This window comes from Wocania arenilitoris, assembly GCF_021728535.1.
GTDB lineage: Bacteria > Bacteroidota > Bacteroidia > Flavobacteriales > Flavobacteriaceae > Wocania_A > Wocania_A arenilitoris.
The window spans coordinates 89,198-104,430 of record NZ_JAKKDU010000011.1; the positions used below are offsets into that span (position 1 = coordinate 89,198).

11 protein-coding genes are annotated in these 15,233 nt (G+C 35.1%); 2 read left to right on the forward strand and 9 right to left on the reverse strand.

Translation table 11 applies throughout. The annotated features are described in order from the left end of the window. Nucleotides 1–112 precede the first annotated feature (112 nt). Together L3X37_RS10440 and L3X37_RS10445 are read left to right on the forward strand one after the other, a co-directional pair. The gene (locus L3X37_RS10440; protein WP_237240118.1) at nucleotides 113–430 is read left to right on the forward strand and encodes an IS630 transposase-related protein; all 318 of its coding nucleotides are present in this window, start codon (nucleotides 113–115) and stop codon (nucleotides 428–430) included. Between the two features lie 70 nt (nucleotides 431–500). Continuing rightward, nucleotides 501–941, forward strand: a complete 441-nt coding sequence (locus tag L3X37_RS10445) for a transposase (protein ID WP_237240160.1) — start codon at nucleotides 501–503, stop codon at nucleotides 939–941. A gap of 170 nt (nucleotides 942–1,111) precedes the next feature. Here the strand turns inward: L3X37_RS10445 and L3X37_RS10450 are convergent, their stop codons facing one another. The 9 genes from L3X37_RS10450 to L3X37_RS10485 all read right to left on the reverse strand — a co-directional run bounded on the left by L3X37_RS10450 (nucleotide 1,112) and on the right by L3X37_RS10485 (nucleotide 15,205). Then, nucleotides 1,112–3,478, reverse strand: coding sequence for a GH92 family glycosyl hydrolase (locus L3X37_RS10450; protein ID WP_237240119.1), 2,367 nt, complete (start codon nucleotides 3,476–3,478; stop codon nucleotides 1,112–1,114). A 141-nt stretch (nucleotides 3,479–3,619) separates the two neighbouring features. Next, nucleotides 3,620–4,546, reverse strand: a complete 927-nt coding sequence (locus L3X37_RS10455) for a hypothetical protein (RefSeq protein ID WP_237240120.1) — start codon at nucleotides 4,544–4,546, stop codon at nucleotides 3,620–3,622. 49 nt (nucleotides 4,547–4,595) lie between these two features. Continuing rightward, entirely contained in the window at nucleotides 4,596–5,738 is a 1,143-nt protein-coding gene (locus tag L3X37_RS10460; RefSeq protein WP_237240121.1) for an acyltransferase family protein, read from the reverse strand. Nucleotides 5,739–5,843: 105 nt separating this feature from the next. Next, entirely contained in the window at nucleotides 5,844–6,125 is a 282-nt protein-coding gene (locus tag L3X37_RS15300; RefSeq protein ID WP_369409896.1) for a glycoside hydrolase domain-containing protein, read from the reverse strand. Next, complete coding sequence (locus L3X37_RS15305; protein WP_262910807.1) at nucleotides 6,118–6,342, reverse strand: glycoside hydrolase domain-containing protein; 225 nt, start codon at nucleotides 6,340–6,342, stop codon at nucleotides 6,118–6,120. The genes L3X37_RS15300 and L3X37_RS15305 overlap by 8 nt, the downstream gene beginning before the upstream one ends. Before the next feature lie 7 nt (nucleotides 6,343–6,349). Next, complete coding sequence (locus tag L3X37_RS10470) at nucleotides 6,350–8,614, reverse strand: GH92 family glycosyl hydrolase (RefSeq protein WP_237240122.1); 2,265 nt, start codon at nucleotides 8,612–8,614, stop codon at nucleotides 6,350–6,352. A 12-nt stretch (nucleotides 8,615–8,626) separates the two neighbouring features. Continuing rightward, nucleotides 8,627–10,222, reverse strand: a complete 1,596-nt coding sequence (locus L3X37_RS10475) for an alkaline phosphatase family protein (RefSeq protein ID WP_237240123.1) — start codon at nucleotides 10,220–10,222, stop codon at nucleotides 8,627–8,629. A gap of 255 nt (nucleotides 10,223–10,477) precedes the next feature. Beyond that, nucleotides 10,478–12,220, reverse strand: a complete 1,743-nt coding sequence (locus L3X37_RS10480; protein WP_237240124.1) for a RagB/SusD family nutrient uptake outer membrane protein — start codon at nucleotides 12,218–12,220, stop codon at nucleotides 10,478–10,480. 18 nt (nucleotides 12,221–12,238) lie between these two features. After that, nucleotides 12,239–15,205, reverse strand: coding sequence for a SusC/RagA family TonB-linked outer membrane protein (locus L3X37_RS10485; RefSeq protein ID WP_237240125.1), 2,967 nt, complete (start codon nucleotides 15,203–15,205; stop codon nucleotides 12,239–12,241). Nucleotides 15,206–15,233: the final 28 nt, after the last annotated feature.

Genomic DNA, 15,233 nt, shown 5'->3' on the forward strand with positions numbered 1-15,233 from the left:
CAATTTTTATATTTGTGAGATGCAACATTATTGGAGAACATCTCATACGGTCTATGATATCAAATATAGCCAAATCATTATAATTTGTCATATAATTTTCGTATATTGTGTTATGGCATATTCATTAGATTTCAGACGACAAGTATTCAAAGTAAAACAGAAAGATCAACTAACTTTTCAAGAATTAAGTGATAGGTTTGGTATTCCAATAAGAACAATCTTTAGGTGGCAACAACGCATAGAGCCAAAAAATAAGCGTAATAAGCCTTCTACAAAGATTGATATGGAAGCTTTAAGAAAAGATGTTCAGGATTACCCGGATCGTTATCAATATGAGCGAGCAAAAGTTTTTGGTGTTAGCCAAAGTGCTATTTTTTATGCATTACAAAGATTAAACATCAGCTATAAAAAAAACGCTATTTCATCCTAAAGTAGATTGGCTATCTAGACTTATATTTCAACTCAAAATATTTCATTATGAGTTTGTTGAAAAACGACCTATTGTTTATGTCGATGAAAGTGGATTTGCTGTTGATGCACCAAGAAACTATGGCTATAGCTCGAAAGGGTTAAGATGTTACGCAAAGAAAGATTGGCATGCAAGAGGTAGGGTAAATGCTATTGGAGCAATAGTAGATTTTAAGTTGTTCAATGTCTGTTTATTCGACACCTATGTTAATTCTGATGTGTTTTATGCATGGCTTACACAAGAGCTGCTACCATCCACACCTAAACAATCTGTCATTGTCCTAGACAATGCAACGTTCCATAAAAGAAATGATGCATCACAAGCAATACAGGAAGCTGGACATTTCTTAGAGTTCCTGCCCCCATATAGTCCAGATTTGAACCCTATTGAAAAGAAATGGGCACAAGCAAAAAGTATCAGACGAAAATACGAGTATAATACTGATGAACTTTTTTTATACACGGAATTATGATGTTTTATATTGATTTAACTATACTTAATAAACATCCTCAATAAATTTCGATTTAATTTCAGTAGTAGACCTAATTTTGAATTTATATTTTAATAAAAACAAATTAACAAAACGTTGTATAAAATGTGGGGTAATAAAAATGTTTTTTTAAACAAAATGCTACAATGATCTTATCTAAATGATTTGTTTGGAGTATTTCCCATCTCTAATTTCAAGACTCCCCCTTTGGTCAAATCTCCGTGATTCATTTCTAGTTTTTTTAGTTTAATGCCGTTCCATTGCGCTTTTTGAATATATATATTGGTATCGCTATTGTCCGAGGCGATTATCTCAATAGTATTACCTTCATAATATGCACTATTTAAATGAATGGTAATCTTATCAAAAATTGGACTTCCAATATCAACCTTTGGTATAATCTCTGCTCCAGATCGCATCTCAAAAAATCCCATTTTCATGATTACTGAGAGCGAACCCATTAGTCCTTGATCTTCGTCTCCGCTATATCCTAGTTTAGGACTTAAATCACCGAAAACAGTTTTTACAACTTCCCTCGACCAATACTGTGTAAGCCAAGGTTTACCAATATGGTTAAAAACAAAAGCTGTTTCTATAGAAGGTTGATTTCCATAATTAATCGGTATTTTTCTATACGTATCATCCAACTCACTAGAATGGGATTTTCCTGAAGTAAAATCTAACTTCGCCGATGTTTCAAAAGATTCGTTTAATTTTACTGCCGCAGCATCATTACCTCCCATTAATGTAGCAAGTCCCTCAATATCCTGTGGAACGTACCAAGTCGATTGTGCCGAACTTGCCTCCACAAATCCTTGTTTTACTTCATAAGGATCAAAAGGTATTTGCCATTTTCCGTCGTGATCTTTAGGTCTCATCCATTTCGTCTCGGAATCGAATACATTTTTCCAATTATTTGAGCGCTTCATAAAGACTTTATAATCTTCTTCTTTTCCTAATGCCTTAGCCATTTGTGCTAAACACCAATCTTGATAGGCATATTCTAAAGTCTGTCCTGCTCCTTCTTGATGTCCTGCATACTTTTTCCCTAAGGGATAAGGCACATAGCCTTTTTCTATATAATATTCTAATCCACCTCCTTTTATCGTGTTGTGTTCATACCCAGATTTCCCCATTGTACCCCCTGGTAAATGATTTTTCTTCATGCCTTGATACACATTTTCAATATCATAGTTTCGAATACCTTTCATATAGGCCCCTACAATAAAAGGTGTAGCCGATGCTCCAGTCATCACATGCGTATAATTTCCTCCCGATGGTCCACGAGGAATAAACTCACCATCTTCATACATAAGTAGCATTGAATTTATAAATTCTTCCGCCACTTCTGGATACACTAACTGCCATAAGGTTGTTATGGTCCATTGCGCTCCCCAAAATGAATCTGAATTGTAATGATTAAACTTTGGCTTTCCTTGTGCATTTAGAGGAATTTGCCTCGTTCTGGGAGCCTCTCCAGTCATATCACAGTATTGCCCGTTTGCATCACTTATTCTTCTTCTTCCTTGTAAAGATTTCCATAAGTCTGTATAAAAACGACGTTGTTGCTTCTCGGTATTTCCTTCAATTTCAATACGCCCTAATTTATTATTCCATTCCTTTCGTGAATCGGATACTACTTTATCAAAATCCCAATGATTCAATTCGGTCTCCATATTCAGTTTTGCCTGTGCGGCACTTACGTAGGAGATACCTACTTTCATCAAAACAGGTTCTTTACTATCGTTCAGGGTCAAATAAACCCCTCCTTTTTCTCCATCAAAGGTATCGGCTTCTCCAAGAAGCTTTCCTTCTTTCCATGAATTCATGGTCTTAAATGCCTCTTTTAATTCAATATGAAAATAAACATAAGTGTCTTTTGGTCTTCGAATGGTTTTAGCCATCAAAGCATACCCATTTATTTCTGTGTTGGAAATTTGGTCGACATGTCCATACTTTGTTGGGGAAGGTCCCAATACCGTTCCCAAATCTAATAAAATTGAGTTCTGATCATTTTTGTCGAAGGTGTATTTATGAAAACCTACCCGCGTGGTCGAAGTCAATTCCACATTGATGCCGTAATCCTTTAACTTCACTTGATGGTATCCAGGGAAAACTTTTTCATCGTCATGTGAATAGACAGACTGGTAGTAATCTGGCCCCAAATGCCCCTTGAACTCACCTGTTGTTGGCATAACGGGAACGCCCGATAATTGCCAGGCATGAATATGGCTAAAAAATTTAATGGAGTCTTCCTTATAGCGATATCCCGAATTCCAGGCCCCATTAATAGACATATCAGGGCTTAGGTTTACCATTCCGAAAGGCCGACTCGCCGATGAAAAATAAAACCAACGTGAATTGGCTGCATCCAAAAAGGGATACACCAGATCAACAAAATCCAATTGGTCATTGGATGCTTTCTGCTCATTTTGCTTTTTGTTAATGTCTTGGCAACTACAAAGCACCAATGATTGTACAAGTATAATTAATAATAAGCTCTTAATTCTCAATTTCATATCGCCTAAAATCAAAGTTATTTTTTTATTAATTGGTTTATTTATTTTACCTAACAACCCTATCTAAATGGCTTATAAAGGTTACACTTAACTGGTATTGCATCTATATTTCTCCCTTTAAGTGCCATTTATAGAGTCATTTTATAGTTGAGAAAACTGGTTTACTGTAATTTTCTTTAGCGCATCACTTTGGGTAGCCCAAACATGTAATTTACCTTTCTTGTCCACTTGAAGTCCAGCAGCTGTACCAAAATCGACACCATTTTTACTATTAAAGATTTTGGTAAGGACTTTCTCCATTATCAGGTTAAAAGTTCCACGTTTACTAACAAGAATTAAATCCGCACTATCAACAAGTTCTTTACGATAAAATCCAATGGCATAAATGGCCTCCTCATCCATAATAAGGTTGATTGATTGATAACTTGCCCAGTCATCAGGAGCAGCAAAACTCTCTAGCATTTTATATTCATTTTTTTTAGGATTAGTGCGGTAGAAATCCCAGTTGCGACTATCCCAATTGCTAACTACTATCAGACAATTATTATCCAAAGCTAATAACCCTGTTGCGCCAGCGGTTTTATGTTTAGCCTCGCCCTCCCGGTCAATAGTTATATTTGACTGAGCATTAGACAGATTAGTATTATGGTAATTGTATAAACAAACTTTTGAAGACTTTTTGATGACATTATCTTCAATTCCAACTACAAGATAAGGTTCACTAGCTTGAATACCTCCTGCATGTCTATATGGTTCTTGCCTCAAGATTATTAGCGTGTCTGTTTTTAAAGTGGTTAAGTCTGCCTGCAAAATATAAGCTTTGGTAAGTGAGCTTCCCGAAATAAGAAGTCTTTCCTTACCGTTCTTCTCAATGACCTGAACTCCTTGCATATGTCCTCCTTCAGTTGGCACTAAAATTTGATTATTTATGAGAATAATTTTTGGCTCGACACTTAGCGATTCAAAAGCCTCAGGCACATTTTTAACTTGTTGACCAAAACCTAAAATTGGATGCAAACACATATTAGCAATTAGAAAAAATCTGATAAATAAATTCAAATTTTGCATTTATATTGTAATTATTTAAATAGCCTCTTATAATTGTCCATAGACATTATTAAATTTTTATGTAAATCCGTCTTCTATTCAACCACCAACCTAAAAGCCAACACAATAACATAAAAGCAATAGCTGTCATAAAAGCCCCAAAACTTCCAGGAAATATGTTTTGAAAAACACTTTCGCTTATCCACTCAAAAACATCCAATCCTGAACTGGTTGGAATCAACCTCAAGCTAATATAAAGAAGCTCTGAAAACAAATAAATAAACAATGGATTCTTACCAAAAATATTGAAAAATTCAGTCCCAAATTTGCTTTTTCTAAGCTCTATAAAATATATTAAAATAGCCATTACGGACAAATTAATTCCCACGGTATATAACACAAAAGAACTCGTCCATAGTTTTTTACCAATTGGAAAAACCAGGTCCCACCAAAGTGCTAGAGCACAAAGTAGAAATCCAACGATAAGTAATTTAGCGATACCTTCAAATGATTTTCCTTTTTTCTGAATATACTGTCCAGCCAGTAAACCTACAATTACATTTACAATGGCTGGTAGGGTACTTAAAATCCCTTCCGGATCAAAAGGAATTTTATCTCCTTTATAAATATGACCATCTCCTAAAATTGCTAAATCAAATCGAGTAACTACGCTTGTTGCCATATCTAGTTCTGCTCCTGATTGACCAAACAAATATAAGATAGCCCAATACGCTAATAAAATTACCACAGACACAATTAACGCAGCCCTTTGTTTTAAATAATAAAAAATAACCGACGTTATAAAATAGCAAATCGCTATACGTTGTAAAACTCCCATGATACGGGTTTCTGCAAATGGTTTTAATTCTAAAGCACCATCAATTCCTTGTCTAAAAAAGGGAAACCAATACATTAAATATCCAAACAAGAATATTAAAAACGTACGTTTAATTATTTTTTTCCAAAACACATCTGCACTTCCTTCTTTTAACTTAGGCATAGAAAAACTCATGGCATTTCCCATTGCAAAAAGGAACGATGGAAAGACTAAATCTGCCAGTGTAAACCCAAACCATTCAGCATGAACTAAATAAGGATATAGATCAGCTCCTGTTCCCGGTGTATTAACCACAATCATTAAACAAATCGTTATCCCTCTAAATACATCAAGAGATAAAAATCGATTGGATTTTTGAATTAATGCTTCTTTCATTATTTATAATTGTATTAAATTACCTCAATTTATTCCACTATTTCAAATAATAAGAGTCGTATATTTCTATATCATCCTCTACTTCACGCTCAATTGTATTCATAATTACTCATCAGATTTTGAAAGCGGTAACTTTTTGGTTCCCCAAATTTTAGAAGGTGTACTACCCATGTCTAATTCAAGCACCCCTCCATTAACAATATCTTGATGCTCGATAAAGGCATTCGCAAATGGTTTACGGTTTAATGATACTGATTTAATGTGTTTATTCTTACGGGAAAGGTTCATCACTTTAATAATGAAATCATTTCCGTTTTCTTGATGAATAACCGTCTGTTTAAAACAAGGCGCATTAATTAAGTAATAAGGTTGTCTTGCATTAGGAATATAAACCCATCATGTGAAAAGCCAACCAAGAGTACATGGCTCCCGAATCATCATTCCTAGGAATTCCGCTTCTACTACTATTAAAGTTTTTATCAATAATTTGATGAATTTGGTCATTGCTCAAATCTGGACGTCCTATCCAGTGATATAAATTAGGACTCAAAAATAAGGGTTCATTCCCTACATTGTAAAAGTCTTTTACTCGCTTACTATCCATCTTTTACTTAATCATTTGTAAAAGCATTAGCGTTTGCCGTTTTGCCCATTTCAAAAACTAGCTCATTTCCATTGATTATTTGAGAATAGGTAATAAATGGTTTTGTAATACGTTTTCCATCCAACGTAACAGATTGGACATACATATTATTTTCAGAAAGGTTATTCGCTACTATTTTAAAATCATTCTTTTTTCCTTTATTAGTTAATCTCAAAGTAAGCTCAGGGAATTGTGGGGCTCCAATGGCATATATCTCTGTTCCTGGCGTCACAGGATAAAATCCCATCACACCAAAGACATACCAAGCCGACATTTGTCCACAGTCATCATTACCATTGATTCCTAATGGCGCATTTCTATAGTTCTCCACAGACGTATGCTTACGAATTAGTTCCTGCGTTTTCCATGGCTGTCCAGCATAATTAAATAAATAGGCATAATGGTGACCAGGTTCGTTGTCATGTCGGTAATGATTGTCTTCAAAATTTTCATTAAGCTTAGATGCAAAAGCCTCCTTTCCACCAAAAAGTTCAATAGAACCATCAATATCGTGCATAGCTCCAAATAAATAGGTCCAGCGTCCACCCTCGGTAAATCCTTCTTGGGTATTTTTGGCCCAATCTCCATTGAACAAACGGGCATTCATAAAACCTGTTTTCTTATTAAACAAGTTTTTATAATTCTTACTCCAATTCATTAATCGATTATAGTCGTCGGTTTTCCCCAAATCTTTTGCCATTTGAGCAATAGTAAAATCATCAATTCCAAATTCAATAGTTCGGGTTACCGATTCTCTTGTTTTATCGGAGGGGACATACCCTAGTGAATGGTAATAAGTGAGTCCTCCTCTTGCTTCATATAATTTACCTTCATCTCTATCACCCCAAACTTTTTCTGTATCTTGATATGGCGGGTGCATAGCATTCTTTCGAATGGCTTCATAGGCCAACTCCACATCGTAACCTCTAAACCCTTTTATATAAGCATCAGCAATAACAGCATCGGCATGTGTACCAATCATAATATTAGAATAAGTTGGATTAGGCCATTTGGGCAACCAACCACCTTCTTGATACATCTGTAACAGGGATTGTATCATTGGGCTAACACGCTCTGGTTGGGTAAAGTGTAATAAAGGATGAAGAGCTCTAAAAGTATCCCAAAGCGAATAATCGTTATACGATATACCTTCATGTACTTTATCATCAAAAGCACTATAGTATCGTCCATATTCTGAAAATTCCCTTGGAAACAACATCGTGTGAAATAGTGCTGTATAAAAAATACTTTTTTGATCTTCGGAAGCTCCTTTTACATCTATTCTGCTCAAGTTCTCCTGCCAAATGGCTCTGGTTTCTTTAACAACCTTTTCGAATTCCCAATGAGGGACTTCAATCTCTAAATTCCTCCGTGCTTGTTCTATACTTATAAATGAGGTGGCTATTTTTACTTTTATTTGCTCATTTTCTTTAGTTTTAAAGCTTATATAAGCTCCCATTCGGGCACCCTTTTGTTCCGTCCCTGAAACCGTAATTTGTGGCTCATTACGAAAGGAGTTCCATGTTCCAAAATCTTTAAATTCTCTATCGAGTTTAATCACAAAATATCCTTTGAAATTTGGAAGATCTGGTCCTAAATGTGATGACATGCGCTGTGGGTTATAACCTCTAATCTCTTTGTTTTCAACATCTATTTCCAAGTAGCCCTGAAAAGGTTTTTTGTTTTCGGTAATATTAATTCCCTGAATAATCAAATGGGAGTTATCTGACTCCGGGTAAGTAAACTTAAAGAAACCCACTCTTGAAGTGGCAGCAATCTCTCCTTTAATTTTTTGATTTCCTGCATCCATAGTAACCGAATAATAATGTGGCTTGGAAGCCTCATTATCATGAGAATAAGAAAGTGCTCTTTCTTTGGGTAATAATCTTAATTCTCCTATCTGCGGCATAATAGAGACATAGCCATAGTCTCCCATCCAAACAGTTGGTTGGTGTGTTGCCATAAAACCTAATACAGAATCATCTTCATACACATAGGGCATTCTACTAATTTTGTTTTCACTTGTCTGAACTACAAAATTAGTCATTGCAAATGGTGGTCCCACACATGGCATGGTGCCTCCTCCATCCAAACCTTCTTTAAAACCTGCTTCAGGAGTCCCTATTAGAGGGTTAACATAATCTACTATATCTTTTTTTTGGGCTCTGACAGACCCAATTATTAAAAAAGAAATTATAAAAAATAAGCCTATTGTAATTTGTTTAAATCTCATAACTATTAACTATTATTCTATAAACAATTTATCTGCAGGAATTATTTGTTTAGGAATCTCTGGACCTTTATAAAAAACATCTAACCACGCTCCTCCTGCCTGATTATGGTAATCAACTATAATTTGATGGCGCCCTTTCTTTAAAGAAACACTTCCCATACGCTCTATAGTACCATGACCACCATCATTATCCACTATCAAACTACCATTAACATAGAGCTTACTACCATCATCTGAGTTTAAATAGAACCTATAGTCACCGGCCTCATCAATTTGAATATTCGATATGTATTGAATTCCATATTGCCCTTCAATTTCATTAATATCATCAATTCTAAACTCATAGGTAGTTCCAGTTTTTTCGGGTTTTAAAGTTTCAAAAACGGGTAAAAATTTCCATTCGCTTTTACTTTGATAATATTTATAGTTTATTCCATTTTTAGAGTCACTATTAACCAATCTATAAAAAGCTCTAGAAATATTGCTCTCCATATTGTTACCTAAAAATGCTTTAGCAAAAACTACAGTGCTCTCAGTTAATTTGAAAGCTCCACTATAAAGCTTAGAGCTTTTGGTTGGCAAAGATCCATCTGTAGTATATCTTATTTCAGCATTTTCAACAGCTTCAATAATAACATCAGCTTCCTGATTGATATAAAGTCCTCCTGCTGAATCATACAAATTTGGTTTAGGATAAATAACTGGCGCTTCTATTGCTACTTTCTGATTTTTAAGTTCTGGTTCAGGCATACCTTTAAAAGCTGACATTACAGGTTTACCAATCCATGCATAGGGTTGCTCTATACCCAATAATACAGCAGCTGTTGAAGCATTATCATAAGTATACACTTTGTTTTTTATTATATAACCTTTTTTAAAACCTTTTCCGAATAGAATAAAGGGAATTTCAATTTCATCTATAGTCTCACCACCATGACCAAATCCAATTCCACCATGATCTGCAGAAATTATAAAAGCAGTCTCATTAAAGATTCCAGCATCTTTTGTTGCTTGAACAATTTCTCCTATTTGTTGATCTACATGGGAAACGGCTTTATAAAAATCGGGAGTTTTATGTCCTAAGCTATGCCCTATGTGATCTACTTCATCAAAATGAATGAATAGGAAATCAGGTTTTTTATCTTTTATATAATTTGTTGCTTTTTCTAGGGTCAACTCATCGTCTTTCTGAGTTGAATCGAAGCTTAATGCACTTCTTTCAATCAGTCGTCCAAAACCACCCCAAGTATAAATAGCACCCATTTCAATATCTGGGCGTTGTTGCCTTGTTTCTCCAAAAATAGTAGGAAATATACCTTCTAACCCTGTTAGCACAGGCGGTAACGTATGATCGTCTCGTTCCCATCCATTTGATGTTATCCCATGCTGTTCTGGACCAGACCCAGATATCATGGACGCCCAATTAGTACTACTACTTGTGGGAAGTACGCCTCTTGCATTAAGAGTATATGCTCCATTGGCCATCATATTATCCAATATTGGAGTTTCTGCGTTGATTATTCCATCAGGACTCATGGCATCAACCCCAATAATAATAACATGTTTCACTTTAAAATCTTTTGTTTTACTTTCTTCAACACATGACATAAAGTTAAAAACAAGTAAAAGGAATAAATTTATATGGACTATTTTATTTCTAATTATCTTCATTTCGTTATTATACTTAATATTTCTTTATAATATTCTATGGTTATTTAGTTCACAAAACAAAATTGATAAGATGAAATTAAACAATGCCCACCAATTATAAATTCAACTTCTCTTTAAAAAAGTAAAAGCAGGCTTTATTTACCTGCTTTTACCATTTAAAACTCATAACTCAAAAAATATTTTTTATATTTTTTAATATCCTTGATTCTGATCTAAGTAACCTTCAACATTTGACGCTCCGTCCACTGCAGATTGAGGAATCGGAAATAGTCTGCGTTTTGGATCAGAATCTGTTTTTTCTGTCCAAGTATCCTCATAATGACCAAAGCGAATTTGATTAGTTCGTCTAAGTCCTTCCCAATAGAATTCGAAACCATATTCTTGGTAAAGTCTATCTATATCAATAGAAGTAAGCGCTGCTGGTATTGGTGCACGAGCTGTTCTAGATGTTCTCACTGTATTAACATCAGCTAATGCGCCGGCATTATCACCACTTCTTAATTTAGCTTCAGCTCGCATCATATAAATCTCTGCATAACGCAATAACACTAAATCTATACTGCTAAAACTATTAGCGTTAGGAGATGTACGGCTGAAGGCGTATTTAGAATAGCGGTACCCTGCATGGTGAGCTCTACCTTCATTAGTGAAATCTACTTGTGGAGTTAGATTTACATAAGCCACATTTTTATCAGGTCCATTTCCTTTTATTTGTTTTACCGGATAAATTCTATACCCATTATCACAAGTAAAAAAGGCACCACCAGAATCTTTTCTTGGCCCCCATGGAATACCACGTATAATCCCTCTATCAAATTCATATTCCTCAGCCGTTGTACAGTAATAATGATCTTCATCATTTAAAGGTGTTAGGCCAGTAAGATCTTCCATATCAGCTGGAATTTGTTGTCTCTTCCAATAGAATCTATTATCAGCATCCGCAGGATCCACAGCTCCATAAGCATCAACCCAAGTTTGATAAAAATCAGGTGTCATGGCAGGACCGTCAGTCCCATCTGAACTTGTAAATTCAGGTCTACCCCATAATGAACCTGGTAAAGACCAATAAGTCCATCTACTATGCTCTCTACTTATTACTCCACGTTGGTCTAATGCAAAAATCAACTCTGGGTTACTATTGTTGTCATCCTCAAACAACTCAAAAAATTCCGGCGACAAGCTAAATTTGTTCGAACTTATAATATTACTAGTATACATAATAACATTATTCATGTCTTCCGAAGTAAAATTAGGTGTTCCATAAGGGTCACGATAAACTGCAGCATTTAAATTTAGTCTTGCCAAGAATCCCCAAACTGCAGACTGCGTTAATCTACCAGGACCTTTATTTGTATTAATTACATCTACAACGGAAAGTAATTCACTTTCTATATAATCTACAGCTTCTTGTCCACGAAGTATGGTTGATAATTCAGAAGACGATTCTTTTTGAAAAACAAGTCCCCAACTATCTAACATCAACATATTTAAATAGGCTCTAAGTGCAATCATTTCATACAGTGCTCCTTCAGCCTCAGAATCTCCACCTTCTGATAAAGGCCTTAATACTTCAATTGCAGACAACGTCCTAGAAATGTTTTGTGTAAGGTTATTCCAAGCATCTTTCACTAAACCATTAGTTGGTGTCATGGTATGTGAATGAGTCGCTATAAATTTACCACCATCAAACCAATCTGTTCCGCCACGGTAAGGTAAAATAGCTTCATCACTAGCAATTTCTTGTAAGCCAAAATAGTTAGTATGTCTCCATACTCTTGATATTTTACCATAAGCCGGTGCTATAGCTCCACTAACAGCTTCTGCTAGTCCAACTCCCGTTAACGATTCATCTAGCACCTCTTCCTCTAAATCAGTACAGCTCCAAGTAATAAGTAAACAGGCGCTTAATATTGTATATATTATTTTATTTTTCATTTTTTAGAATTTTTTAAATTAAAATGCTACGTTTAAACCAAATAATACGGTTCTACTCTTTGGGTAACTATAGTAATCGATACCAAAAGATTGAATACCATCAATGGCACTTGGTGTGTTAATCTCAGGATCATACCCGCTATAATCTGTAATAGTAAATAAGTTTTGTCCTGTAATAGAGAGACGAATGTCGTTCACTAGATTTTCAATCCCCAGTAAACCAGGGTCTAATCTATAGCCCAGTGTAGCATTGTTTAACCTTAAGTAACTGCCATCTTCTATATAACGAGTGGAAACCGTATTTGAGTTTGTAGAAGCTTCGTCTAAGAATTCTACTGCTCTATCAGTCGTATTGAAAGAGTTTGCCAACTGCCCTTTGTTAAATATAGTCATAGCAACATGGTTATAAATTTGATTACCCTGTACACCATTAAAATTTAGACCTAGATCAAACTTCTTATATTTAAGATTAAAATATAACGAGTAAATATAATCTGGTAGCGCATGCCCCGTAACATAACGGTCATTATCTAAAATCTCACCATCATTGTTTATATCTCTAAAGGTATTTAAACCATCTGAGCCTATTCCAGTAAATTCTAGCGTATAAAAAGAGCCTATTGATTCACCATTAAGCGCTCCATTTATGGTGGCATCTGTTTGCCCTGATCCTCTTGCTGCACCAGTAGTTAATATTTTAAATGGTGAGTTCATCACTTCATTATTGGTTATTGAAATATTACCTCCAATGTTATATGAGAAATCTCCATTTTGATCGCTTTGATAATCTAAGGCTAGTTCAATTCCGTTATTTTTAATTTCCATATATGGAATATTAGTCCAATATCTATCGGTAGGGTTAATAGGATCTGCTGGTGTAACCTCTAATAAAATATTTTCGGAAACTTTATTAAAATAATCCAGCGTACCTGTTAACTTACTACCAAATAATGAAAAATCTAAACCAATATTAAATTGCGTAGATACTTCCCATTGGATGTCTGGGTTTGCCAAACGTGTATAAATAGAACCATAAGGGTAAGAACTTAGGTCAGTGGCATCAGGGGTTAATGGATAGGTGTCATCATTCCTAATACTTTCTGTAAAACTAGCTTTTGTTATTTTTGAAGGAATTTCTTGATTACCGGTTTGCCCCCAAGTTGCTCTTAATTTAAGATTGTTTATAACTTCTGATGACGACAGAAAATCTTCTTCAGTTATATTCCAACCTAATGCAAAGGAGGGGAAATACCCATACTTGTTATTTTCACCAAACTTAGATGACCCATCTGCTCTTAAAGTGGCTGTCACCAAATACTTACTGTTATACGAATAATTTACTCTACCAAAAAAAGATTGTAGTTCATTTTTAACTGCAAAAGATCCTTGTCTTGCATCTGGTCCTCCAGCTGCTTCAGTTTGGTATCTTGGCTCTACTCCATTATCTGGAAAACCCTCTAGATAATAACTTTTTCCACTTACCTCAGTTTTTTGAAAGGAATGTCCACCCAAGAATGTGAAACTATGCAAATCCTTATCAAAATTATAAGTTATCGTATTTTCTACTAAGGTATTACTATTTTGCGTAGTATTAGAATCTAAAGAACCTAGTTCAAAATTATCCACTGCTGGATACGGAATCCATTGTCTATCTCTATTTGTAGAAGAATAGTCTATCCCAAGATTTATCTTATAAGTTAAACCTTTAACAATTCTATAGGAGGGAGAAATATTTGCTAAAATACGGTAGTTATCAGAAAAATCTCCATAAAGGCTTTCTTGTACTAAAGGATTAAGGATATCATTAGTTAAAATAGTTGTGAGTTCTCCATTTGTTCTAACAGGGTCGGTAGGATTCATGCCCAACATCCTATTTACAATACCGTTTGCATCTGGTCTGGTATTATCAATTTTACTACCGGTTAAATTAAATTCTACTTTAAACTTATCGTCTAAAGCCCTTTGAGTTAAATTTAAACGCCCAGAATAACGCTTTAAATGACTGTTTCTAAAAATCCCTTCCTGATCATCAACACCAAAGGATGCTGCATAAGTAGATTTATCGGTTCCTCCACTCATTGAAAAGTTTATATTTTTGGAAATGGCCGTTCGTGTTAATTCATCTTGCCAATCTGTATTAGCACCACCATCAGTTAATACACCTCCAGCAGCCACAACTTGCTGACGAAATTCGCTAGCAGAAAAAACATCTACCTTGTTTGACAATGTTGAAAATGCTGTAGATACAGAAAGATTCATTTGAGTTTTACCACTCCTACCTTTTTTTGTGGTTATTACAATAACCCCATTCGCCGCTCTTGCGCCATAAATGGCTGCTGCAGAGGCATCTTTAAGCACATCAATACTTGCAATGTCTTGTGGATTGATAAAGTTTAATGGATTGGTAGACATTCCGTTACCAGAATTATCTATAGGGAATCCATCAATAACATATAGCGGTGTTGAACCAGAACGTAAAGTACCTACACCACGAATAATAATATCTTGTGAAGAACCTGGTTCACCACTTGCAGAGGTTACATTAACACCAGATACTTTACCTTGTAAAAGTTGACCTGCATTGGCTACAACCCCTTTATTAAAGTCTTCACTTTTTATAGAACTTATAGCGCCTGTTACATCCTTTCTTTTTTGTGTTCCATAACCTACTACAACAATACTTTCTAATTCTTCCGCATCTGCTAAAAGAGTTACGGTCAAAGGATCAAAGTTCGCAATAGTAATTTGTTGAGAGGTCATTCCTAAGAAAGAAAAAACAAGAACATCTCCCACTGCTGCTTCAATGGAAAAGTTTCCGTCAAAATCGGCTACTACGCCTTTTGTAGTTCCTTGTACTACCACATTAACTCCTGATAGTGGAACTCCTGATTCATCAGTTACAGAACCTGTAACTGTGCTCTGTGCTACAGCTCCCTGAACACATAGAAATGCAACAATTAAGTTGTAAAAAATAGTTTTAATCATAAGTTTTTTAGTTTAATTTTTTATAGAC